Consider the following 22309-nt stretch of genomic DNA (forward strand, 5'->3'; position numbering starts at 1 on the left):
GCTCAGTGGTTATCCCCGCAGACGGGGGGTTGCCCCCTGAGAATCTCGATGGGCAACCCCCCTTCTCGATGGGCAGCCCCTTAGCTGAGGGGTTGCACCGTGAGTTGGGGGGTTGCCCCTTGAGGTGGGGGGTTGCTCCCTGAGGTGGGGGCTATGCGTTCAGGTAGTCGAGTTGGGCTTGGACGGAGAGTTGGGCGGCGGGGTGGAGGGCTGGGTCGATGTCGGCGTAGACGTGGGCTACGACGGCCTCGGGGGTGGTGTGGCCGGCGGCTACTGCGGCGCGGACTTGGGCCAGGCGGTCTTGGCGGTGGGTTAGGTAGTGGGTGAGGACTGTGGCTGGGTCGTCTATGACGGGGCCGTGGCCGGGGAGTAGGCGGGCTACGCCGGCGGGGGAGTTGGCGAACGCCCGGAGCTTCTCGAGCGACTCCAGGTAGGGGCCTAGGGCTCCGTCGGGGTGGGCTACTACGGAGGTGCCGCGGCCCAGGACGGTGTCGCCGGTGAGGAGGGAGCCGTCTTGGGGGAGCCAGAAGCAGACGGAGTCGAGGGTGTGGCCGGGGGTGGGGAGGACCTCGATGCGGAGGTCTTCGGCGGTGATGATGTCGCCTTCGGCGAGGCCGTGGGCGTGGTCGGTGGGGATGCGGAAGGCGGGGTCGACGGCGCGGACGCCGCAGCCGGCCTGGTTGGCGAACCAGGCGGCGCCTTCGGTGTGGTCGGCGTGTTTGTGGGTGACCAGTACGACGGCAACGTCGCCAGCGGCCTCCAGTACGGCGCGGAGGTGGTCCTCGAGGAGTGGTCCCGGGTCGACGACCACGGACTGGGTGGCACCGGGGGCCCGGAGGATCCAGGTGTTGGTGCCTTCCAGGGTCATCAGGCCGGGGTTCGGGGCCAGGACGCGGGTCGCATAGTCGGTGACACTCTCGGTCATGAGGCCCCCTTTCTGGACTGAGGAGCGCAGGGAGCGCAGCGACTGGAGGGACGAGGGAAGAAAGGGAACCAGGCCTCAGGACCCGCCGCGCGGAGCGTGGCAAATTGCAGAGTCATGTGTTCTCCAGGTACGCGAGGTCGTTCTCGATGCGCAGGGTCGGCATGATGATCGGGATCTCCCGGTTCCCCGCTGCGGCCAGAGCAGCCGCGACATCGCCGTACGGCGTGAGGTCGGCGCAGCTCAGGTATGTCGGGGGCAGCATCAGCATGTCGCCGGATTCGACCGCGGTGACGGCGTCGGCGGGGCGGAGCCAGGCGACCTGGTCGGACTCGCTGGTGACGTCGCGGGTGATTTGGCCGGCGGGGAGGGCGGCGATGAAGAAGGCGGTGTCGTAGCGCTTCGGCTCGAACTCCGGGGTGATCCAGTGCGCCCAAGCGCCGAGCAGGTCGGCGCGCAGCACCAGGCCGCGGCGGTGCAGGAACTCAGCGAACCCCAACGAGCGGCTCTCCAGGGCGACCCGGTCGGCCTCCCAGTCGTCGCCGCTGGTGTCCGCAACCACTGATGAGGCTGACGGGCCGGCGAGCAGGACGCCGGATTCCTCAAACGTCTCCCGTACGGCGGCAGCGACGTACGCGGAGGCCGTGTCCGCCGAGCAGCCGAGGCGGTCAGCGAACCACGACGGCGGCGGCCCGGACCACGAGTCGGCGACAGTCGCGTCGGTCGGGTCGACTCGGCCGCCCGGAAAGACCGTCATACCGGCTGCGAACGCCATCGACTGCTGGCGCCGGAGCAGGTAGACCTCGGGGCCGGTGGCGGTGTCGCGGAGCAGGATCACGGTGGCGGCCGGGCGTGCCTCGACCGGGGTCCGGGACTCCCGAACGTGCGCGAACGCCGACTCGGCCATCCGGCCGGTCAGCGGTACCGACCTCAGATCGCGGACCACGCACAGCCTCCCAGAAAGACATGAGCCCGGATCCACGACGGGATCCGGGCTCCGAACGTCAGACCTCGACGATGAGTTCCACCTCGACGGGGGCGTCGAGCGGCAGGACCGGTACGCCGACGGCGCTGCGGGCGTGCTGTCCGATGTCACCGAAGACGGCACCGAACAGTTCCGAGGCGCCGTTGGCGACCTGGGGCTGACCGGTGAACTCCGGGGTCGACGCGATGAACGCGACGGCCTTGACGATGCGCTTGATGTTGGCCAGGTCGCCGATCTCGGCCTTGACCGCGGCCAGGGCGTTCAGCGCGCACTGCTGCGCGCACTCGGCCGCGACCTCGGGGGTGACCGCGTCGCCGACCTTGCCGGTGGCGATCAGGGTGCCCTCACGCAGCGGCAGCTGACCGGAGGTGTAGACGAGGTTTCCCGTGCGGACGGCCGGGACGTAGGCGGCGACCGGCTTGGCGACCTCAGGCAGCTTCAGGCCGAGCTCGGCCAGCTTCTCCTCGGGGTGGCTCATTTGGACTCGATCTCGCGCTTGAAGTAGGCGACCAGGTTCTCCGGGTTCAGGCCCGGGACGACCTGGACCAGCTCCCAGCCGTCCTGGCCCCAGTTGTCCAGAATTTCCTTGGTTGCGTGGACAAGGAGCGGCGCAGTGGCGTACTCGAACTTCTTCATGAGGGGGACTCTAACGGGCGGGAGAGCGGTGTGCCGTGGGCCACGTCCTACTCTGGGACTTATGGCGCGACTCCATGTGGTCACCGGCAAGGGAGGCACCGGGAAGACGACGGTTGCCGCCGCCATGGCGCTCGCGCTGGCGGGACAGGGTCAGCGAGTGCTGCTGGTCGAGGTCGAGGGGCGGCAGGGCATCGCCCAGATCTTCGACGTACCGCCTCTCCCGTACGTCGAACGCAAGATCGCGACCGGGGTCGGCGGCGGTGAGGTGTTCGCGCTGGCGGTCGATGCCGAGGCGGCGCTGCTGGAGTACCTCGACATGTACTACCACCTGGGTCGCGCCGGGAAGGCGCTCGACAAGGTGGGCGCGATCGACTTCGTCACCACGATCGCGCCGGGACTGCGTGACGTCCTGCTGACCGGCAAGGTCTACGAGGCGACGCGCCGCAAGGCGCACGGCAAACTCGCGTACGACGCAGTTGTCGTCGACGCACCACCGACCGGGCGGATCGGTCCGTTCCTGAACGTGAACCACGAGGTTGCGGATCTGGCGAAGGTCGGGCCGATCCGGAATCAGGCGGACGCGATCATGGGGATGCTGCGGTCGGATGTGACGCGGATCCATCTGGTGACGTTGCTGGAGGAGATGCCGGTCCAGGAGACACTGGATGCGGTGGAGCAGCTGGAGGCGCTGGATCTACGGATCGGGTCGATCGTGGTGAACATGGTGCGGCACAGTCCGCTCGACGACGAGGCGCTTGCCCTTGCAGTGAAGGAGAAAATCCCCGCCGCCGAGTTGACCAAGGGATTGCGGGCGGCTGGCGTTGCCGTGAGCAAGGAATTGGTGGCGACACTGGCGGCGGAGGCACGGGATCATGCGGTGCGGGTGGGACTGGAGCGCGAGAACCGCGACCGAATAGATGCCCTGGGCAAGCAGGTCACCGAGCTGATGCTGCAACCCGAGGGGATCGACCACGGCGCCCTGATCGATCTGGCTGAGGAGTTCCGCGGATGAGTGAGCTGGATCTTGACGCACTGATTGACGATCCGGCGATTCGGATCGTGGTGACCTGCGGATCCGGGGGCGTCGGGAAGACGACGACCGCGGCGGCGCTCGGGTTGCGGGCGGCCGAGCGGGGGCGGAAGGTCGTCGTACTGACTATTGATCCGGCGCGGCGGTTGGCGCAGTCGCTCGGGTTGACCGAGTTGGACAACACGCCTCGGGCCGTCGCGGGCGTGGGTGGTGACGGTCGGCTGGACGCGATGATGCTGGACATGAAGCGGACCTTCGACGAGGTCGTACTGGCGCATGCGACGCCGGAGAAGGCCGAGCAGATCCTGGCGAATCCGTTCTATCTGGCGCTGTCGTCGTCGTTTGCGGGGACGCAGGAGTACATGGCGATGGAGAAACTCGGGCAGCTGCACAAGCAGGCCGTGGCTTCGGGCGACTGGGACCTGATCATCGTGGACACTCCCCCGTCGCGGTCCGCCCTGGACTTCCTGGATGCGCCGGAGCGGTTGGCGTCGCTGCTGGAGGGACGGTTCCTGCGGTTGTTGCTGGCGCCGGCCAAGGGTCCGTTCCGGCTGATGTCGACGGCGGTGAACATGGCGATGTCGGTGATGAACAAGATCCTCGGTGCGCAGGTGCTGACCGACGTACAGACGTTTGTTGCGGCCTTCGACACGCTGTTCGGCGGGTTCCGGAAGCGGGCCGACAAGACGGTTGCGCTGCTGCGCGAGCCGCAAACGGCGTTCCTCGTGGTGGCTGCGCCGCAGAACGATGCGCTGCGGGAGGCGTCGTACTTCACTGAGCGGTTACGGCAGGAGAACATGCCGCTGGCGGGCGTCGTACTGAACCGGGTGACGAACTCGGAGGCGACCGAACTGTCGGCCGAGCGATCGCTTGCGGCGGCGGAGAAGCTGGAGGAGGCGGACAAGTCGCCGCTGACCGCCGCGCTGCTCCGGCTGCACGCGGACAAGATGCAGCAGGTGGTCGCGGACCATAAGCGGGCCGATCGGTTCAAGCGCGGTCACCGGTCGATCCCGACGGTCGAGGTGGCGGCGCTGGCCGACGACGTCCACGACCTGGCCGGCCTCCGGCTGATCGGCGACCTGCTGACCGCCTAGCCTGGCGCATCGCCGGTATCACCGTTATCAAGGAGGCCCTGCCATGGAACCCGTCACGTTGATCACCGGCGGTTCGAGCGGGATCGGTGCGGCCACTGCCCGTGTCCTGCTCAAGCAAGGCCACCGCGTGGCGATCACCGGCCGCGATGCCGATCGCCTGGCCACGTTCGCCACCTCCGCCGGAGCGGGCGATCGGCTGCTGACCATCGCCGGCGACGCCGGCGACGAGAACCATGTCGCCGCTGCCGTTCGTCATGTCGTGGACTCGTGGGGCCGATTGGACACGGTGATCGCGAACGCCGGGTTCTCCCTACCCGGCACGCTAGAGGACCACGCCCCTGCGGACATGCGTGCCATGGTTCTCACCAACGTCCTCGGCCCGGCTCTGCTGGTCCGCGAGACACTGCCGCACCTGAGGGAGTCCAAGGGCCGGATCGTGATCGTGGGTTCGGTCGCGGGCACCAGGAACACGCCCGGCAACCTGTACTCCGTCACCAAGTGGGCCGCGCACGCCTTGGCCGAGAACGTCCGGCTCCTGGTGGCCAAGGACCGCGTCGGCGTCACTCTCGTCGCCCCCGGAGTTGTGGACACCCCGTTCTGGGACGAGCGCGGTGGATCACCCGCAGCGGCGCCGGCACTGACCGCCGAGCAGGTCGCCGAGGCGGTCCTGTTCGCCGTTGATCAACCCGAAGGCGTGGACATCAACCACCTCGTGATGCGGCCCACCGGTCAGGTCAACTGATTAGGCGGAGCCCCCCCTCCATTTCACCCTCAGCGAACGCCGGGGATCGAGGGAATGACCTGGTGGGGCCACTGGTTGAGCCTGTCAGACTCAATCTTTGGATAAGGGTGTGACAGCGTGACCGATACGTTGAATCTTCCGGTTCTCCCGCTCGACGACGTCGTCGTTCTGCCGGGAATGGTCGTGCCGGTCCGCCTCGCCGACAGCGAGGCGCGAGCGGCCATCGACGCCGCACAGGCCTCGGGTATCAATGGGGTGGCCCAGGTACTTCTTGTTCCGCGGCTGGACGGAAAATATGCGAAGGCCGGGGTGCTCGGCGAGATCGAGCAGATCGGCCGGCTGCCGGGCGGAGCCCAGGCAGCGGTGATCCGCGGTACTGCGCGGGTCCTGATCGGCGCCGGGACCACTGGTCCGGGTGCTGCCCTCTGGGTCGGAGCGACCCAGCTACACGAGATCACCGACTCGCGGTCGGCCGAGCTGGCCCGCGACTACAAGAGCCTCACCACGTCCGTACTGGAGCGCCGCGGCGCCTGGCAGGTCATCGACTCCGTCAAGCAGGTGACTGACCCCGCGGAGCTGTCCGACCTGGCCGGCTACGCGTCGTACCTGAGCAACGAGCAGAAGTCCGAGCTGCTGGAGAACGCCAACGTCTCCGAGCGGCTGGAGAAGCTGATCGGTTGGGTGAAGGACCACCTGGCCGAGCTCGAGGTCTCCGAGACGATCCAGAAGGACGTCCAGGAGGGTATGGAGAAGCAGCAGCGGGAGTTCCTGCTGCGCCAGCAGATGGCAGCCATCCGCAAGGAGCTGGCCGAGCTGGACGGAAAGGCCGAGTCCGAGGAAGAGGACTACCGGGCCCGTGTCGAGGCTGCTGACCTGCCGGAGCACGTGGCGAAGGCCGCGCTGTCCGAGGTCGACAAGCTCGAGCGGACGTCGGACCAGTCCCCGGAGGTCGGTTGGATCCGCACCTGGCTCGACACCGTGCTCGAAATCCCCTGGAACGAGCGCACCGAGGACGGCTACGACCTGCGCGAGGCACGCGCCGTACTGGATGCGGACCACGCTGGTTTGGATGACGTGAAGGAACGCATCACCGAGTATCTGGCCGTACGGCGTCGCCGCGCGGATCGTGGACTGGGTGTCGTGGGCGGTCGCCGGAGTGGCGCCGTACTGGCTCTGGTCGGGCCTCCTGGGGTCGGCAAGACCTCACTGGGTGAGTCCGTGGCGCGAGCCATGGGACGCAAGTTCGTCCGGGTCGCGCTGGGTGGCGTCCGGGACGAGGCCGAGATCCGCGGGCACCGGCGTACCTACGTCGGCGCACTGCCGGGCCGGATCGTCCGGGCCATCACGGAGGCCGGTTCGATGAACCCCGTCGTACTGCTGGACGAGATCGACAAGGTGGGTGCGGACTACCGGGGCGACCCGACGGCCGCTCTGCTGGAGGTCCTCGACCCGGCGCAGAACCACACCTTCCGGGACCACTACCTGGAGGTCGAGCTGGACCTGTCCGACGTGGTCTTCCTGGCCACGGCGAACGTGCTGGACTCGATCCCCGGTCCGCTGCTGGACCGGATGGAGCTGGTACAGCTCGACGGGTACACCGAAGAGGAGAAGGTCACCATCGCCCGTGACCACCTGCTTCCGCGACAGCTGGAGCGGGCGGGCCTGACGGCGGACGAGGTGACACTCGAGGAGTCGGCGCTGCGGTTGCTGGCCGGGGAGTACACGCGTGAGGCCGGCGTACGGCAGCTGGAGCGCTCGATTGCTCGGGTACTGCGGAAGGTGACCTCCAAGATCGCCCTTGGCGAGTCGGAGGGTGCACTGACGATCGGCTCTACCGATCTGAAGGGCTACCTGGGTTCGCCGCGGTTCACCCCGGAGTCTGCGGAGCGTACGGCGCTTCCAGGCGTCGCGACTGGACTAGCGGTGACCGGTGCGGGCGGTGACGTGCTCTTCATCGAGGCGTCACTGGCCGACAAGGAGACCGGCCCGACCGGAGTCACGCTGACCGGGCAGTTGGGTGACGTGATGAAGGAGTCGGCGCAGATCGCCCTGTCGTACCTGCGCTCACACGGTGCGGAGCTGGGACTGCCGGTCGGCGACTTGGCCGAGCGGAACACCCACATCCACGTACCGGCGGGCGCCGTACCGAAGGACGGCCCTTCGGCTGGTGTGACCATGACGACCGCACTGGCGTCACTGCTCTCCGGACGGCCCGTACGGTCGGAGGTTGCGATGACTGGTGAGGTGTCGCTGACTGGACGGGTTCTCCCGATCGGTGGCGTGAAGCAGAAGCTGCTCGCCGCCCACCGGGCCGGGTTGACCACGATCCTGATCCCGAAGCGCAACGAGCCCGACCTGGACGACGTACCGGAGTCGGTGCTGGCGGAACTGACCGTTCACCCGGTGAGCGACGTACGGGAAGTGCTGGAGCTGGCGCTGGAGCCGGCTCAGGTGGAAGCCCGGCAGTACGCCGCGTAAGAACAGTTGATGAAGGGCCCGAGCAGCTGCTCGGGCCCTTCATCGTGAGAAACCCTGCAGCCTCGTTCTTTTGGATGAATTTTGTCCAGCGGCCGTGACGCAAATCACAGCTCAGGCGGTAATCCAAAAAGGCGGTCCCGTAGTCTCTATAACCATGCGCGTCAGGGAGAAGGGCGACCGCGGAGTCGTCCAGTCGGTGGTTCTGTTCCTCGGAGTGAGTGTGCTGTCGGGCGCGCTGGCAGCAGGTCTGGCAATGCCGTTGGCCGGGTTGGCCGGGTTCACGACAGAGAAGACGTCGGAGACCCTGCAGGACCTGCCACAACAGTTCGACGAGGTGCCGCTCAAGCAGAAGAGCACCATCCGGGCGGCAGACGGCACGGTGATCGCGACCCTGGCCGACAAGAACCGGGTCCCGGTGAAGCTCGCCCAGATCGCGCCGATCATGCAGAAGGCGATCGTCGCCATCGAGGACGACCGCTACTTCGAGCACGGCGCGCTCGACCTCAAGGGCACGCTGCGTGCGCTCGCGGTGAACCAGACCGAAGGCGCGGTCCAGCAGGGTGGTTCGAGCATCACCCAGCAGTTCATCAAGATGAGCCTGATCGAGAAGGCGAACACGCCCGCCGAGGTCGAGGCCGCCACTGCCGCGACCACCCAGCGCAAGGTCGCCGAGCTCCGCTACGCGATCGCGGCCGAGAAGGAATTCTCGAAGAACGAGATCCTCGAGAAGTACCTGAACCTGGCGAACTTCGGCGACGGCGCCTGGGGGATCCAGTCCGCCGCGCAGCACTACTTCCGCGTCGACGCCAAGGACCTCAGCCTGGCCCAGTCCGCGATGCTGGCCGGCATGGTGAAGAGCCCGACCGCCTACGACCCGACCAACAACATGAAGCGGTCCAAGGACCGCCGGGACGTGGTCATCCGCCGGATGCTCCAGCTCAAGGTCATCTCGGTCAACCAGGCCAACCTGGCGCTCAAGCAGCCGGTGATCAACCCGGCGCTCGTCCGCAAGAACCTGCTCGGCTGCGCCAACTCGGCGTACCCGTTCTTCTGCGACTACATCGTCGCGCAGCTCAAGGAGAACCCGGCCTTCGGCAAGACCCCGAAGGACCGTGCGACCTACCTGAAGACCGCAGGCCTGACGATCCGGACCTCGCTCGACCCGAAGATCCAGGCCGCCGCGCAGAAGTCGATCGACGAGCACACCAAGCCCAACGACCAGGCGATCGCCGCGATCACGATCGTCGAGCCCGGCACCGGCCTGGTGAAGGCGATGGTGCAGAGCCGGAAGTACGGCAACGGGAAGAACCGGACGTCGTACAACTACAACGTCGAGAAGTCCTACGCCGGTGGGTTCGGTGGGTTCCAGAACGGTTCGACGATGAAGTCCTTCACGATCGCCGCGGCGATCGCCAAGGGCTACTCGATCAACTACAAGATCCCGTCGCCGAGCCCGCTGCACTTCGAGGGTTCGAAGTTCAGCACCTGCAACGGGTCGATCACCGTCCCGGACGACTACGCGCCGACGAACTCGACCCAGAACGTCGCTGACCCGACCATGATCCAGGCCGCGCAGAAGTCGACCAACACCTACTTCCTGCAGCTGTCGCAGAAGGTCGGCCTGTGCCCGATCGCGAGCCTGCTCAAGTCGATGGGAATGTACAACGCCCAGGACGGCGAGCCGCTGGAGCAGGTCGCGTCGATGACGCTCGGCGTCGGCTACATCACCCCGCTGCAGCTCGCGAGCGCGTACGCCGCCTTCGCGGCCCGCGGCAAGTACTGCACGCCGCTGCTCACCACCTCGGTGCGCGACGCGGCCGGCAAGCAGGTCAAGATCCCGGGCACGGACTGCAAGCAGGTCCTTCCCGAAGCGGCGGCCGACGGCGTCAACGAGGTGCTGCACCAGGTCATGGAGCCGGGCGGTACCGGTAACAAACTGAAGTTCGGCAACAGCGACCTGGCCGGCAAGACCGGAACCATCCAGGAGGCCAAGGCCGTCTGGTACGCCGGATACTCCAGCAAGCTCGCCAGCGCAGCCGTGGTGGGCGACGCGGACCCGCCGTACAAGCGCCTGTCCGGTCAGACCCTGGACGGCCGGGACATCAACGACGCCTCCGGTTCACAGACCGCCGGTCCGCTCTGGAAGACCGCGATGCAGAACGCGCTGAAGGGCTACCCGACCACGCACTTCACCGCGCCGGACGACAAGACCAAGAACGGCGACAACGAGGACCTGCCCTACGTCAACGGCATGAACCCCGACGACGCCGCCAACAAGCTCCGCCAGGCGGGCTTCCAGGCCGAGATCAGCACCCAGCAGGTCAACTCCGACGAAGCAGCCGGCACCGTCGCCTACACCGACCCGCGCCGCCGCGACGGCGCCCCGGCCGGTTCCACCGTCACCATCTTCGTCTCCAACGGCAGCCGCGGTAACAACAACCAAGGCAACGAGAACGGCAACAACGACGAAGACGACCAACCCGACGGCGGCGGCGCCCCAGGCTGCCAACCCTGGGAACGCAACTACCCCAACTGCTGACAGAACAAGGGCCTCGTCCATCGGACGAGGCCCTTGTCTTTATTCGTTCGCTCAGTACGGCTTGCCGCGCTGGTCAGGGTCCTCCAGACCGATGACAGCGTCGTTGGATCGTTCCGTCGCCTGCGCCGACGTGGCGCTGAGCAGCGAGAAACCACTCACCGCAGCCACAGCGGCGATCACCACCGACACACGCTTCCAAGCACTCTGCATTTGCCCCTCCTGAGGTCGACCCGTGGAACGTAACGACTGGCCGATTCAGCAAGCAAGCAATCTGCACCTTGTTGCAGTTCAGGCGATGACGGCTTCGTGAACGATGAGGATCGGAATCACCAGCAGGACAAGGGCTGCCGCGTAGTGGAGCACGGTTGTTCTGAGACCGGCTGCGAGGCGGCGCCGTACGGATCGAGCAATCAGTACGGCGCCTGCCAGGAGCGGAAGGCCGATGAGGACCAGGACGTAGATACCGATCTGGGTCTTACCTTCGGGGTCGTCGCCGAACGGCGCCCAAGGGGCATCCAGCGCGAGCCCGGCGAGCTGCAGGAACAGCAGGCTGATGATCGGCATCACGACGCCGAGCAGGAACCCGACCGCCACCAGCCCCGCATAGCCGGCGGCGACAGCAGGAAGCCGTCGCCCGGCTGGTGCCGGTTCGACGGCCGCACGAGTCATGCTCACTTCGCTTCCCTCCGACAGCGGACTGACCGGTGGGACGCGCCGGAGGCGCCAAAAGTTCTGTCGCCGCCGGAGGCGGTGTCCTTCAGGCGCCTAGCTGGCGCTTGACCTCGCTGGAGACGGCGCCGCCGTCGGCCTTGCCTTTGACCTTGGGCTGGAGGGCGCCCATGACCTTGCCGATGCCGCGGGGGCCGAGCTCGGCGGCGCCGGTTTCGGCGATGGTTTCGGTGACCAGGGCGGCGATTTCTTCGGTGGTGAGCTGGGTGGGGAGGTAGTCGGCGAGGATGTCCGCTTCGGCTTGCTCTTTGGCGGCGAGCTCGGCGCGGCCGGCCTCGTTGTAGGCGATGACGGACTCGCGGCGCTTCTTGGCCTCGGAACCGAGGACGTCGAGGATTTCGGCGTCGGAGAGCTCGCGGGCCTCCTTACCGGCAACCTCGGCCTTGGTGACCGCGGTGAGCGCCATCCGCAGGGTGGACTTGCGGACCTCGTCGCGCGCCTTGAGCGCGAGCAGCATGTCGTCGTGGAGGCGCTGTTTCATTCCGGAGTTGGACATAGGAGAGATTGTGGCAGGCTAGAAGAATGGGTTTGCGCAGGATTGCCGGGAACACTCTCAAGGCCACGGCTGCGGTCGGGGCCGTTGGGGCCGCGTGCGTGGCGTATGCGGCGCTGGTCGAGGTGCGCTGGTTCACGCTGCGCAAGGTGACGGTGCCGGTGCTCCCTGCGGGGGCTGCGCCGTTGAAGGTGCTGCACCTGTCGGATCTGCATCTGATGCCGACACAGGAGAAAAAGATCGGCTGGGTCAACGACCTGGCAGCTCTCGAGCCGGACCTGATCGTGAACACCGGCGACAACCTGTCCCACGAGGATTCGGTGCTGCCGCTGCTGCGTGCGTTCGGTGCGCTGCTCGACGTGCCCGGGGTGTTCGTGTTCGGCTCCAACGACTACTGGAAGCCGCACTTCAAGAACCCGGGCAAATACCTGCTCCCCGCCAACAAGCAGCGTCACAAGCCGCATGGGCCGGATCTGCCGTTCGAGGAGATGCGCCGCGCCTTCACCAGCGCCGGCTGGGCCGACCTCAACAACGCCAAGACCAGCCTCAAGGTCAACGGCCTGCGCCTCGACTTCGCCGGCACCGATGACCCACACATCAAACGCGACCGGTACGGCGTCGTCGCGGGCGAGGTCGATCCGTCGGCTGACTTGTCGATCGGCGTGACCCACGCGCCGTACCAGCGAGTCCTGAATGCTTTCGTCGACGACGGCTATCCGCTGGTGCTCGCCGGCCACACCCACGGCGGTCAGCTCGCAGTGCCGTTCTACGGCGCTCTGGTGACCAACTGCGACCTCGATGCGTCCCGCGTCAAAGGCCTGTCCACCTGGGGCAGCAGCGGCCGCCAGGCGGCTCTCCACGTCTCCGCCGGCCTCGGCACCTCGCCGTACGCGCCGGTCCGTTTCGCCTGCCGGCCAGAAGCGACATTGCTCACGTTGGTGCCCCGCGTAAACCCAATTTCGTCCCACGCCCCAGCGCATGTAAGCTAACGGCGATTCGGGCTGTGGCGCAGCTTGGTAGCGCGCTTCGTTCGGGACGAAGAGGTCGCAGGTTCAAATCCTGTCAGCCCGACCACGAGATTCAGGGTCAGTCACTCCGGTGACTGGCCCTGATTCTTTTTTGAGGGAGAATCTGGTCGTGAGATCGCGGATCGTCGGGCCGGTCGTGCTCGGCATCTGGCTGGCGTGGATCGTGGTTCCGATTCTGCTCAGCTTCTTCGAGGACGGCTGGAGCACGTTCCGCCTCGTGATGCTGCTGCTCGTTCCCTGGGCGGCCGTGCCGTCGCATTGGGGCCGACGAGTGCGGTTCGGGCGCGTGCTGCAGGGGTTCGGGATTGCGCTGCTGCTGTTGCTGCCGATCGGCGGGGTCGTGGCGCAGGTGCCGGTCGCGGGCTATCTGACGATCGTGGCGCCGGTGCTGGCACTGCCGTTCGTCTGGCTCTCGAACCGACGCTGGTCCGCCGATCTACGCTTGCAGAGTGCAGCGAGTTGATCTGGGTGAGATCGAGTACGACGTCGCCGGTAAACAGATGCAGGAGTGGGTCGACGAACGCCTCGCGGGAACGGCAGAGGATCGCCTCTTCCTGCTGAGCCATCCCCCGGTGATCACCTACGGATCCCGTACGGCGGCCAGCGATCTGCCGGCCGAGACGGCGGGCATCCCGGCGGTCGCGGTGGACCGCGGCGGGTTCGCGACCTATCACGGGCCCGGGCAACTCGTCGGCTATCTGGTGATCGATCTGAAGCGCCGTGGTGTGGTCGACATCGTGCGCTGGGTGGAGGACGGCCTGATCGACGCGCTCGGGTCCCTCGGCTTCCCGCTCGTACGGCGGGAGACGCCGAAGGGGGCGAGCAGTCTCGTCGGTGTCTGGACGCCGGATCATCGCAAGCTGTGCTCGATCGGGATGCGGATCCGCAAGGGCGTCACGAGCCACGGATTCTCGGTGAACGTCGCCCCGGACATGTCGGTGTTTCACACGTTCACGACGTGCGGGCTGCACGACGTCACGATGGTCTCGCTGGCCGAACTGGCGGCCGAGGCGGGACGACCGGTTCCGGACGACGCCGCCGTACGGGATGCGATCGCGGTCTCCCTCGGAGTGGCCTGATCCGGATACTGTGCGGCCATGAGTGAGCTGGAGGAAGCCAAGCCACCGCTGCCGCCGTTCCTGATCCTCGCGCTGGTCGGGCTGCTCTGCGGCTTCGCGACGATCGGGCTGGTGTGGGGCAGCGAGCAGAGCTGCGAACGCTTCCGTGACACCACGAACTGCGGAGCGCTCGGCCTCCCGCTGCTGCTGGTGATCGTGGCGCTGACGATGGTGCTCGGCGGGATCGCGCTGAACCGGCTCGCGATGCCGCATCCGCGGCTGGTCGCGTTCCTCGGGGTCGCGTTCATGCTGGCCGTTGTCCTCGCCTTCCTGACCGGCGACTTGTCCTCACCGTGGACCATTGCGGTGGTCCCGGTGCTGACCGCGATCACGTTCCTGCTCGCCAACCTCGTCGCCCGACTCCTGGAGCGCGCTGATGCCTGATCTGCCCGTCTACGACTGCCCGCGCACTCCCACCGCCCCGAAGCTGGACGGCACGCTGACCGATCCCGCCTGGGACATCGCGCCGTGGACGACCGACTTCGTCCAGATCATCGGCGAAGGGCCCGGGCCGCGGTTCCGGACCCAGGCGAAGCTGATGTACGACGACGACTATCTGTACGTCGGCGGCAAGCTCGAGGAGCCGCATGTCTGGGCAACGATGGCCGAGCACAACAGCCGGCTGTACTTCGAGAACAACTTCGAGGTCTTCCTCGACCCGGACGGCGACGGCGCGAACTACTACGAGTTCGAGATCAACCCGCTCGGCACGATCTGGGAGCTCACCCTCACCAAGCCGTACGACGAGGGTGGCGAGGCGATCGACCCGACGAACCTGCCCGGTCTGCGCACCGCCCTCCATGTCGACGGCACCCTGAACGACCCGTCCGATACCGACACCGGTTGGACGGTGGAGGTCGCCATCCCGTGGGCGGACCTCGCTGTGCACACCAAGGGCCAGCCCACCGCTCCTGCAGAGGGTGACGAGTGGCGGATGAACCTGATGCGCTGCCAGTGGCCGCATGAAGTTGTGGACGGCAGTTACGTGAAGGGCGAGGAGAGCGAGTTCTGGGTCTGGTCGCCCCAGTACGTCGCCAACATGCACTACCCGCCACGCTGGGGCGTACTGCGCTTCTGACGGTTTCTGACACACCCAGCTGTGCGCCAGCCAGGCGCAGCGGTAACAATGAGCTACGTGGAGTTCGGGGACGGAGTCGTCAGCGCGGTCGTGCGCGCCTGCGACACAGATCTGAGAACAGCACTCCGCCTAGTCGCTCGTTACTCGCGGTATTGGTGGTCCCGCGGTCTGGAGGACGAGGCGGCCGCAGCAGCCGAGCACGTGCTCAGCATGCTGGGCCGCTCGGTGCCGGTCGGGCTGGACGAGGAGTACCTGCTCGCCGTCATCCACGGCGCCGCCTCGGCGGAGCAGGAGCAGATTGAGCTCGCCCAGCAGATCGTCGACGCCACAGCAGGACCCTTCCGGTACTCCGCGACCGTGCTGCTGTGGTGTCTCGTCTTCGGCCCGTTCGAGTCGGCTGACGTCGTGGAAGACGTGCTGACGCGCAACGAGACCGGTGATGCCTGGACGCGCGCCACGGTCGAGCTGTGCCGCGGCTACCCCGGGCTGACCCGAGCCACCGAGCAGGAGGCCGCACAAGCCCTCCGTACGGCGCTGGGCCGGTTCCGCATGCTTGAGGACGACTGGGGGACGTTCCTAGCGCTCAGTGCGCTCCAGCAGTCGGTAGGCGCACCACTGGAGCTCACCACCGAGGCACTGGAGCTGGCGGAACGACTCGGGCTCGACGAACAGGTCGGCGTACTGCTGTGTCGGCGGGGTGACCTGTACCGGGTGCAGGGGAAGCTGGATGCGGCCCGGCACGACTACAGCATTGCGCTGGTGCACGGGGAGCGCACTGAGTTGCCGGAGACCGTTGCGGCCGCTCACATCGGGCTGGCCCGGGCCGCCCGGTGCTGCGGGCACGCGCAAACAGCGCATGCCCACCTCAGCGCCGTACTGGAATTGGCTGATCTGGAGGACGCGCACTATGAGGCGCGTCACGAGCTTGCGGCACTGCAGCAGGTGTCGGCGACGGCTTAGAGTCGTCGCCATGGACAAGACCTACGAGTCACCGCAGGCCGCGGTCGCCGACATCGAGGACGGCGCGAGCCTGGCGGTCGGCGGCTTCGGGCTGTGTGGCAATCCCATGCACCTGATCAGCGCCCTGCACGCCAAGGGGGTGACCGGGCTCAGCGTGGTGTCGAACAACTGTGGTGTCGACGACTGGGGCCTCGGCATCCTGCTCGCCGACAGGCGGATCGCCAAGATGACCTCGTCGTACGTCGGGGAGAACAAGGAGTTCGCCCGGCAGTTCCTGTCTGGTGAGCTCGAGGTGGAGCTGACGCCGCAGGGCACGCTGGCCGAGAAGCTGCGCGCCGGCGGCTGCGGGATCGCCGCGTTCTTCACCTTGGCCGGGGTCGGCACGCAGGTCGCGGACGGTGGGCTGCCGCAGAAGTACAACGCGGACGGCTCGGTCGCGAAGGCCTCGGAGCCGAAGGAGACCCGCGAGATCAACGGTACGACGTACGTGCTTGAGGACTCGATCACCACCGACTTCGGGCTGGTGCACGCGCTGCGCGGCGACACGCACGGCAACCTCGTCTTCGACCGGAGTGCGCGGAACTTCAACCCGCTGGCCGCGATGGCCGGGCGGGTGACGATCGCGACCGTCGAGGAGCTGGTCCAGCCTGGTGAGCTGGATCCGGATTCGATCCACCTGCCCGGGGTTTACGTGCAGCGAGTAGTTGCCGTGGGCAAGGACATTGAGAAGCGCATCGAGAAGCGCACCGTGCAGCCGGCGAAGGGTGCCTGACCATGCCTTTGACACGTGAGCAGATGGCGGCACGGGCCGCGTCGGAGCTTGAAGACGGTTCGTATGTGAACCTCGGCATCGGCCTGCCGACGCTGGTCCCGAACTACATCCCCGAAGGCGTCACCGTCGTACTGCAGTCGGAGAACGGGATCCTGGGCGTCGGCCCTTATCCGGAAGACGGCGATGAGGACCCGGACCTGATCAACGCCGGCAAGGAGACCGTCACCACCCTTCCCGGCGCGAGCTTCTTCGACTCGTCGCTGTCGTTCGGGATGATCCGCGGCGGCGCGATCGACGCGGCGATCCTGGGCGCGATGCAGGTCTCGGCGACCGGCGACCTGTCGAACTGGATGATCCCCGGCAAGATGGTCAAGGGGATGGGCGGCGCGATGGATCTCGTCCACGGCGCCAAGAAGGTGATCGTGCTGATGGAGCACGTCGCCAAGGACGGTTCGCACAAGATCCTGACCGAGTGCGACCTGCCCTACACCGGGCGCGGTGTGGTCAACCGCATCATCACGGATCTCGCCGTACTGGATATCACTGACGACGGGCTGAAGCTGGTCGAGCTCGCCGATGGGGTGAGCTTCGAGGAGCTGCAGGAGAAGACCGGGGCTCCGATCAAGCAGTAGTGCTGCCCACGGACGGTCAGCGGATGTTCGTGGTCTCGGGGAGAGGGTGGCTCCAGACGCCGTACTGCGGACGCTGCCGCAGGTGCTGGTCGAAGAACGCGGGGATGTAGGTGCGGAGTGCGAGTAGGACCGCCTCGGGGTCGGCCGAGCCGATCGTGTTGGCGATCAGCTCGGGCGGGACGGGGAAGAAGCGCTGGAACCACGGGATCAGCGCTTGGTGGTCGATGAAGCTGTAGTGCCTCCCGTTCGGGAGGTTGAGGTCGCGGTGCCAGCCGGTCGAGTTCGCCCAGAACATCCGCCAGGACGGCTCGGTGTGATGATTCTGCGGGCCGCCGTTCGGGCCGGTGCCTCCGGTGCCGAAGAGCAGGAACGGGCGGTCGGTGCCGTGGGCGACGGCCGGGCACTGGCTGGGGTCGGAGTAGCCGTAGGCGAGCGTGCCGTCGAGGTCGATACCGGCGTGCACCCGGCGGTCGACGTCCATCACATCGGCCGCGGTGATCCCACCGGCCGAGTGACCGAACGCGCCGATGTGGCGCAGGTCGAGGATCTGGCCGAGTCCGTCCGGGAGCCGCCGTTGCTCCGCGTCGGGGTTGGTTCCGGCGGCGAGCTTGGTGAGTTCGTCGAGCACGAACCGTACGTCGGCCGCCCGGGTCGCGCGGGCGGTCAGCGCATATCCGTCGTCCGGAAGGGTCTGGACTTCCAGCCGACCGCCGGGGAACTCGACGGCCGCCGCCTCGAAAGTGTGGTCGACGGTCACCACGACGTACCCACGACTGGCGAGCTCGGTCACCATCACGGTCGCCAGCCCACGGGGTACGCCGAAACCCGGTGAGAACACGACCACCGGGAAGCGGCCCCGCCGTACCGGAGCCAGCAGTCCGGCATGAGTGCGTGCACCTGCCCAGTCGACACTCCCCACCGGCTGCTGGAGCGCGACCGCCGCCCCCTCGCCGTACACCTCCGCCGTGCCCTGCGGCAGGTAGGCGGCCCGCTCTCCCCCACTACCCGCCGGATACCAAACGCTCACCATCAACTCCCGCACCCGCCCCGCCACCCACGGATCCCGCCGCCGGTGATCCACCAGGTGCAGCTCAGTAGTCCCCACAGGGAAACGCCCAGTAGGCCGCGGGAACCGAAGCTGCACCGCCTTGCGGAGGTGCCGGGCGCCTGCGGCTCGAGTGACTGCGGCAGAGCCGCCGGCCCAGGGTGCGGGCAGCTCCACTGCCCCTCCGCCGAGGCCGAGGGCTTGGGCTGTGCGCGCGGCGGGGGCTAGGAGGGTGGCGGTGAGGAGGAGGCGTCTGGTGAGCATGACTTCAGCCTCATGCCACGCCTGCGATCGCCTCGACTGGCGGAAGGCACCTGTTGGGGCTGACGAAAGTCGGGTATGACGGGTGGGGTGGATGTGTTGGTGGTGGGCGGAGCTGGGGTCGACACGATCGTGCGGGTGCCTGGGTTGACCCTGGGTGCGCGGGAGACGGTGTGGGTCGAGCCGATAGAGATGTACGTCGGCCATACGGGCCATGGGGTGGCGCTGGGGTGTCATCTGCTCGGGATGCAGGCTGGGCTGGCGGATGTGATCGGGGAGGACGACGAGGGGTTCCGGATTCGGCAGCTCTACTGGGAGCTGGAGATGCCCCTGTACTTCGTGGAGCATCCAGCGGGGACACGTCGCTCGGTCAACCTGGTGACGCCTGACGGGGAACGTCGGTCGTTCTACGACGGGCGGCATCCAGCGGGATTGCGGGTCGATCCGGACCTGTGGCGGCCGGGGATGGCCGAGGCCCGGCACGTGCACGTCTCGATCATGGATTTTGCGCGGCACGCGCTGCCCGACGCGTTGGCCGCCGGCCGGACGATCTCGACCGATCTGCACTGCTGGGACGGGAAGGACGACTACCACCGGGACTTCGCGAAGTCGGCGGACATCGTGTTCGTGTCGGCCCGCGCGCTCCCCGACGACACGGTGAATTGGATTTTCAAGCACGGCCGCGCGCAGGCGGTCGTCGTACTGGCCGGGGCAGCTGGGAGTTATCTGCATCTGCAGGGGCAGCCGCCGCGACACATCCCGGCGCTGAAGATCCCGGAGCGGCCGGTGGTCGACACGAACGGCGCCGGCGACGCCTACGTGGCGGCGTTCCTGGCGCGATGGCTCGATGGGGTCGGCTGGTACGACGCTGCGCTGGCCGGGACGATCGCCGGAGCGTGGGCGTGCGGGTCGGCGGGAACGCACACCGACCTGATCACGGCCGAGGAGCTCGCTGCTCGAAGTGCTGTGTCTGCTCGAAATGAAGAGACCGGATGAAGCAGTCCCGCGGCTGATTGACCGCAAACAGGACGCACTCAACGACAGCCTGCGCGGTGAGCTCGGCGCCCGTCTCGCGCGGACCGTCCTGGACGAAGTCCGGCGGGAAGAGCGAGATGACGCGGATGCCTTCTGGGCGAAGCCGCTCCGACAGGATCTCGGCGTACCCGGCCTGGGCATGTTTCGCCGCGTAGAAGGCCGCATGAGCCTCTGACCGGTGCTGCCCGGGCTCCCCTGCGGCTGAGATCAGGTTGACGATGTCGGCGGCTTTGGAAGCCCGTAGCAGTGGGAGCAGACGCTCGGTCAGCAAGACGGTCCCGGTGGCGGCGCCTGCGATGGTGTCGGCGATGTCCTCAGGCCCAGCCGTATCGCCCAGATATCGCGCTCCGCTGTTGACGAGCACATCCAGCCGGTCGACCTCCAGCGCCGCGATCGACGCCGGGTCCGCAAGATCCAGTACGGCGGACTCCGCCGTACCGCCTGCTGTTCGGATCAGCGCGGCCGTCTCCTCGGCGGCCGCCAAGGTCCGCGCCGTGGCCAGCACGTGGGCGCCCCGCGCAGCGAACGCCAGCGCCAATAACCGGCCAGTGTCCCGCCCGGCCCCAGTCACCAAAACCTTCATGTGTCGTACCAAATCACCTCAACCGCGCTGGAGGTCAATTCCCGGATTCCCTGACCTTGGGCGGGTCAGGCTAAGTCTGCCGGTCCGACGCATACTCGATGACATGGCGGAACTCGGAGATTTCCTGAAGGCGCGACGGGGGCAACTGCTCCCCGAAGCGGTCGGGATCAAGACGTACGCCGAACGGCGGCGGGTGCCCGGTCTGCGGCGCGAGGAGGTCGCGCTGCTCGCCGGAATCAGCGTTCCGTACTACACGCGGCTGGAGCAGGGGCAGTCCCACCGGGCGTCCCCTGAGATCTTGAACGCGATCGCCCAGGCGCTGTGCCTGACCGAGTCCGAGCGGATCCACCTGCACACGCTGGCCGACGCGAAGCAGAAGCGCCCGGGACGCCGGCCCGCGCCGACACGCGTCGGCGACGCGACCCTCGCGCTGCTGGATGCACTGGGCGACACTCCGGCGCTCGTGCTCGGCCGGTCCACGGAGGTGCTGGCGTGGAACCGGCAAGGGCACGCCCTGTACGCCGGCCACCTCGCCTTCGACGCCCCGCAGAAGGCCTCGACCAGACCCAATATGGCGCGGCTGGTCTTCCTCGACGCCCACACCCGTGAGCTGTACGCCGCCTGGCCGACCAAGGCTCGCGCGGTCGTCGGCAACCTGCAGATCACGGTCGCCAAGAACGCCGACGATCCGGGGCTGCTCCAGCTGATCGGTGATCTGTCGGTGCACAGCCCCGAGTTCGCGAAGCTGTGGGCAGACCACCGGATCAAGACCTGCGATGTCACCGCCTACGAGCTCCGGCATCCACTGGTGGGCGCGTTGACCGTCTCCCAGCAGACGCTGCAGAGCCCGTCGCAACCCGACCTGTTCATCGTGGTCTCGACAGCGCAGGCGGAGTCGCAAACCGCGTTGAACCTGCTCGCCCAGGCGACCACACCGGCCAAGACGCACCAGCCGGTCTGACCTCCTCACAAACCACGGCACCTTGTTGGTGCCGCGCTGAAACACGCCTAAAACAAGGGAAAATTCATGTTCAAGCCCATCGCAGTAGTTACCTTGGCCGCCGCTCTGCTCGGCCTTCAACCGGCCGCAGCCACCACTTCGCCGTACGACGATGTTCGGGTCGCGGCGCATTTCGATCTCGCGAGCGGACAGCAGCCCGAGAACATCGCGCTTGCTCCTAGCGGTGTCGCCTATGTGACGTTCGCGGTTGCTCGTCAGGTGGCTCGGGTCGCGCCCGACGGCAGCACGCGGATCCTCGCGACCCTGCCCGCGCCCGCCGCCGGCAGCAAGACGCCGGTGCTCGGGTTCCCGCTGACCTCCGGCATCGTCCGGGACGGCGGCACGCTCTACTTCCTCTACGCGACCGGTACGGCGGACCTCACGGGCGTCTGGCGGCTTCGTCCCGGCGGCCGTCCGGAGCGAATCGCCGCTCTCCCGGCGACCGGCGTACCGAACGGTCTGGCGCTCGACGAGCGCACCGGCAACCTCTACATCGCTGATTCGGTGCTCGGCACGATCTGGCGCGTCTCGAAGTCGGGCGGCCGGGCTCAGGCTTGGTCCACAGCACCAGAGTTGGCCTCGACCGGATTCCTCGGCGCCAACGGCCTGAAGCTCCGCGGTGGAGCCGTCTGGGTGACCAACCTCGACCGCGGCACGATCCTGCGGTTGCCGATCGACCACCGCGGCAACGCCGGCAAGCCGCAGACCCGCGCAACCGGCCTCGCCGGCATCGACGACTTCGCCTTCACCGGCCACGGCAACCAACTGCTCGCCACCCTGAACGGCTCAAGCACCGTCGTACTGGTCCAAGGCGACGGCACCAGCAAGCCGATCCTCACCCCCGCCAACGGACTCCAGAACCCCACGTCGCTTGCAGTCCGCGGAACCACGGCGTACATCCTCAGCGCCGCCTACCTAACCCAGAAAGACCCCAACCTCATCCTCGCCCGCCTCCCCCGCTAGCCCCATCTTTGAGCAGCCGGCCCACCTTTGGGCGCGAACCCCAGCTTTGAGCACCAACGCCGACCTTGGGTATCCACCAACCATCCGCGAGCCGAAGAAATGGTCGATGGATACCCAAAGATGGCGACCGCGCACAAAGAACAGCCGGCCCACCCTTGGGCACGAACCCCGGCATTGAGCACCAAC

The 22309-nt window shown here is 67.5% G+C and carries 25 protein-coding genes and 1 tRNA gene; 17 read left to right on the forward strand and 9 right to left on the reverse strand.

Going from position 1 to position 22309, the window contains the following annotated elements; translation table 11 throughout:
• Positions 1–151 precede the first annotated feature (151 nt).
• The 4 genes from E1263_RS34230 to E1263_RS34245 form a co-directional block, all read right to left on the reverse strand.
• A complete protein-coding gene (locus tag E1263_RS34230) occupies positions 152–925 on the reverse strand; it encodes an MBL fold metallo-hydrolase (RefSeq protein WP_132175076.1) in 774 nt (257 codons plus the stop codon).
• Between the two features lie 112 nt (positions 926–1037).
• Positions 1038–1868 (reverse strand): NUDIX hydrolase, encoded by an 831-nt coding sequence (locus E1263_RS34235; RefSeq protein WP_132175078.1) that lies wholly within the window; start codon positions 1866–1868, stop codon positions 1038–1040.
• A gap of 58 nt (positions 1869–1926) precedes the next feature.
• Positions 1927–2385 carry a RidA family protein gene (locus E1263_RS34240; protein ID WP_132175080.1) on the reverse strand — a complete coding sequence of 153 codons (459 nt, stop codon included), beginning with the start codon at positions 2383–2385 and terminating at the stop codon, positions 1927–1929.
• On the reverse strand, positions 2382–2543 hold the full coding sequence (locus tag E1263_RS34245) for a Sp36 family protein (RefSeq protein WP_132175082.1): 162 nt from the start codon (positions 2541–2543) through the stop codon (positions 2382–2384). The genes E1263_RS34240 and E1263_RS34245 overlap by 4 nt, the downstream gene beginning before the upstream one ends.
• A gap of 61 nt (positions 2544–2604) precedes the next feature.
• On the opposite strand from E1263_RS34245, the gene bagA reads away from it, so the two are divergent.
• The 5 genes from bagA (at position 2605) to E1263_RS34270 (ending at position 10426) form a co-directional block, all read left to right on the forward strand.
• Complete coding sequence (gene bagA / locus E1263_RS34250; RefSeq protein ID WP_132175084.1) at positions 2605–3555, forward strand: ATPase BagA; 951 nt, start codon at positions 2605–2607, stop codon at positions 3553–3555.
• Positions 3552–4667 (forward strand): ArsA family ATPase, encoded by a 1116-nt coding sequence (gene bagB / locus E1263_RS34255; protein ID WP_132175086.1) that lies wholly within the window; start codon positions 3552–3554, stop codon positions 4665–4667. The genes bagA and bagB overlap by 4 nt, the downstream gene beginning before the upstream one ends.
• Before the next feature lie 43 nt (positions 4668–4710).
• Entirely contained in the window at positions 4711–5409 is a 699-nt protein-coding gene (locus E1263_RS34260; protein WP_132175088.1) for an SDR family oxidoreductase, read from the forward strand.
• Between the two features lie 117 nt (positions 5410–5526).
• A complete protein-coding gene (lon, locus tag E1263_RS34265) occupies positions 5527–7887 on the forward strand; it encodes an endopeptidase La (protein ID WP_132175090.1) in 2361 nt (786 codons plus the stop codon).
• A gap of 154 nt (positions 7888–8041) precedes the next feature.
• Complete coding sequence (locus E1263_RS34270; protein ID WP_132175092.1) at positions 8042–10426, forward strand: penicillin-binding protein; 2385 nt, start codon at positions 8042–8044, stop codon at positions 10424–10426.
• Between the two features lie 51 nt (positions 10427–10477).
• On the opposite strand, the gene E1263_RS42950 is transcribed toward E1263_RS34270, so the two are convergent.
• The 3 genes from E1263_RS42950 to E1263_RS34280 form a co-directional block, all read right to left on the reverse strand.
• On the reverse strand, positions 10478–10636 hold the full coding sequence (locus E1263_RS42950; protein ID WP_165956843.1) for a hypothetical protein: 159 nt from the start codon (positions 10634–10636) through the stop codon (positions 10478–10480).
• Positions 10637–10714: 78 nt separating this feature from the next.
• Positions 10715–11101 (reverse strand): hypothetical protein, encoded by a 387-nt coding sequence (locus E1263_RS34275; RefSeq protein WP_132175094.1) that lies wholly within the window; start codon positions 11099–11101, stop codon positions 10715–10717.
• An 82-nt stretch (positions 11102–11183) separates the two neighbouring features.
• Positions 11184–11651 (reverse strand): GatB/YqeY domain-containing protein, encoded by a 468-nt coding sequence (locus E1263_RS34280; RefSeq protein WP_132175096.1) that lies wholly within the window; start codon positions 11649–11651, stop codon positions 11184–11186.
• Between the two features lie 26 nt (positions 11652–11677).
• Between E1263_RS34280 and E1263_RS34285 the strand changes: the two genes are divergently transcribed.
• The 9 genes from E1263_RS34285 (at position 11678) to E1263_RS34325 (ending at position 17236) form a co-directional block, all read left to right on the forward strand.
• Entirely contained in the window at positions 11678–12637 is a 960-nt protein-coding gene (locus E1263_RS34285) for a metallophosphoesterase (protein ID WP_132175098.1), read from the forward strand.
• Positions 12638–12645: 8 nt separating this feature from the next.
• Positions 12646–12722: transfer RNA gene (locus E1263_RS34290), tRNA-Pro, on the forward strand.
• Positions 12723–12785: 63 nt separating this feature from the next.
• On the forward strand, positions 12786–13139 hold the full coding sequence (locus E1263_RS34295) for a hypothetical protein (RefSeq protein WP_132175100.1): 354 nt from the start codon (positions 12786–12788) through the stop codon (positions 13137–13139).
• Positions 13126–13755 carry a lipoyl(octanoyl) transferase LipB gene (gene lipB, locus E1263_RS34300; protein ID WP_238161792.1) on the forward strand — a complete coding sequence of 210 codons (630 nt, stop codon included), beginning with the start codon at positions 13126–13128 and terminating at the stop codon, positions 13753–13755. The genes E1263_RS34295 and lipB overlap by 14 nt, the downstream gene beginning before the upstream one ends.
• Before the next feature lie 18 nt (positions 13756–13773).
• Positions 13774–14178 carry a hypothetical protein gene (locus E1263_RS34305; RefSeq protein ID WP_132175102.1) on the forward strand — a complete coding sequence of 135 codons (405 nt, stop codon included), beginning with the start codon at positions 13774–13776 and terminating at the stop codon, positions 14176–14178.
• Complete coding sequence (locus E1263_RS34310; protein WP_132175104.1) at positions 14171–14872, forward strand: carbohydrate-binding family 9-like protein; 702 nt, start codon at positions 14171–14173, stop codon at positions 14870–14872. Before E1263_RS34305 ends, E1263_RS34310 begins: the two co-directional genes overlap by 8 nt.
• A 48-nt stretch (positions 14873–14920) precedes the next feature.
• A complete protein-coding gene (locus tag E1263_RS34315; RefSeq protein ID WP_132175106.1) occupies positions 14921–15832 on the forward strand; it encodes a tetratricopeptide repeat protein in 912 nt (303 codons plus the stop codon).
• Between the two features lie 10 nt (positions 15833–15842).
• Entirely contained in the window at positions 15843–16604 is a 762-nt protein-coding gene (locus E1263_RS34320; protein ID WP_132175108.1) for a CoA transferase subunit A, read from the forward strand.
• Positions 16605–16606: 2 nt separating this feature from the next.
• Positions 16607–17236, forward strand: coding sequence for a CoA transferase subunit B (locus tag E1263_RS34325; RefSeq protein ID WP_132175110.1), 630 nt, complete (start codon positions 16607–16609; stop codon positions 17234–17236).
• Positions 17237–17252: 16 nt separating this feature from the next.
• Here the strand turns inward: E1263_RS34325 and E1263_RS34330 are convergent, their stop codons facing one another.
• Positions 17253–18545, reverse strand: coding sequence for an alpha/beta hydrolase family protein (locus tag E1263_RS34330; RefSeq protein ID WP_132175112.1), 1293 nt, complete (start codon positions 18543–18545; stop codon positions 17253–17255).
• Between the two features lie 87 nt (positions 18546–18632).
• On the opposite strand from E1263_RS34330, the gene E1263_RS34335 reads away from it, so the two are divergent.
• Complete coding sequence (locus tag E1263_RS34335; protein ID WP_238161794.1) at positions 18633–19538, forward strand: carbohydrate kinase family protein; 906 nt, start codon at positions 18633–18635, stop codon at positions 19536–19538.
• Here E1263_RS34335 and E1263_RS34340 read toward each other — a convergent pair.
• Positions 19477–20160 (reverse strand): SDR family NAD(P)-dependent oxidoreductase, encoded by a 684-nt coding sequence (locus E1263_RS34340; RefSeq protein WP_132175116.1) that lies wholly within the window; start codon positions 20158–20160, stop codon positions 19477–19479. The genes E1263_RS34335 and E1263_RS34340 overlap by 62 nt on opposite strands.
• Positions 20161–20263: 103 nt before the next feature.
• On the opposite strand from E1263_RS34340, the gene E1263_RS34345 reads away from it, so the two are divergent.
• Both E1263_RS34345 and E1263_RS34350 read left to right on the forward strand, forming a co-directional pair.
• A complete protein-coding gene (locus tag E1263_RS34345; RefSeq protein ID WP_132175118.1) occupies positions 20264–21121 on the forward strand; it encodes a helix-turn-helix domain-containing protein in 858 nt (285 codons plus the stop codon).
• A gap of 66 nt (positions 21122–21187) precedes the next feature.
• The gene (locus tag E1263_RS34350) at positions 21188–22123 is read left to right on the forward strand and encodes an SMP-30/gluconolactonase/LRE family protein (RefSeq protein ID WP_132175120.1); all 936 of its coding nucleotides are present in this window, start codon (positions 21188–21190) and stop codon (positions 22121–22123) included.
• The last annotated feature ends 186 nt before the right edge of the window (positions 22124–22309 follow it).

This window comes from Kribbella antibiotica, from assembly GCF_004349055.1.
Lineage (GTDB): Bacteria > Actinomycetota > Actinomycetes > Propionibacteriales > Kribbellaceae > Kribbella > Kribbella antibiotica.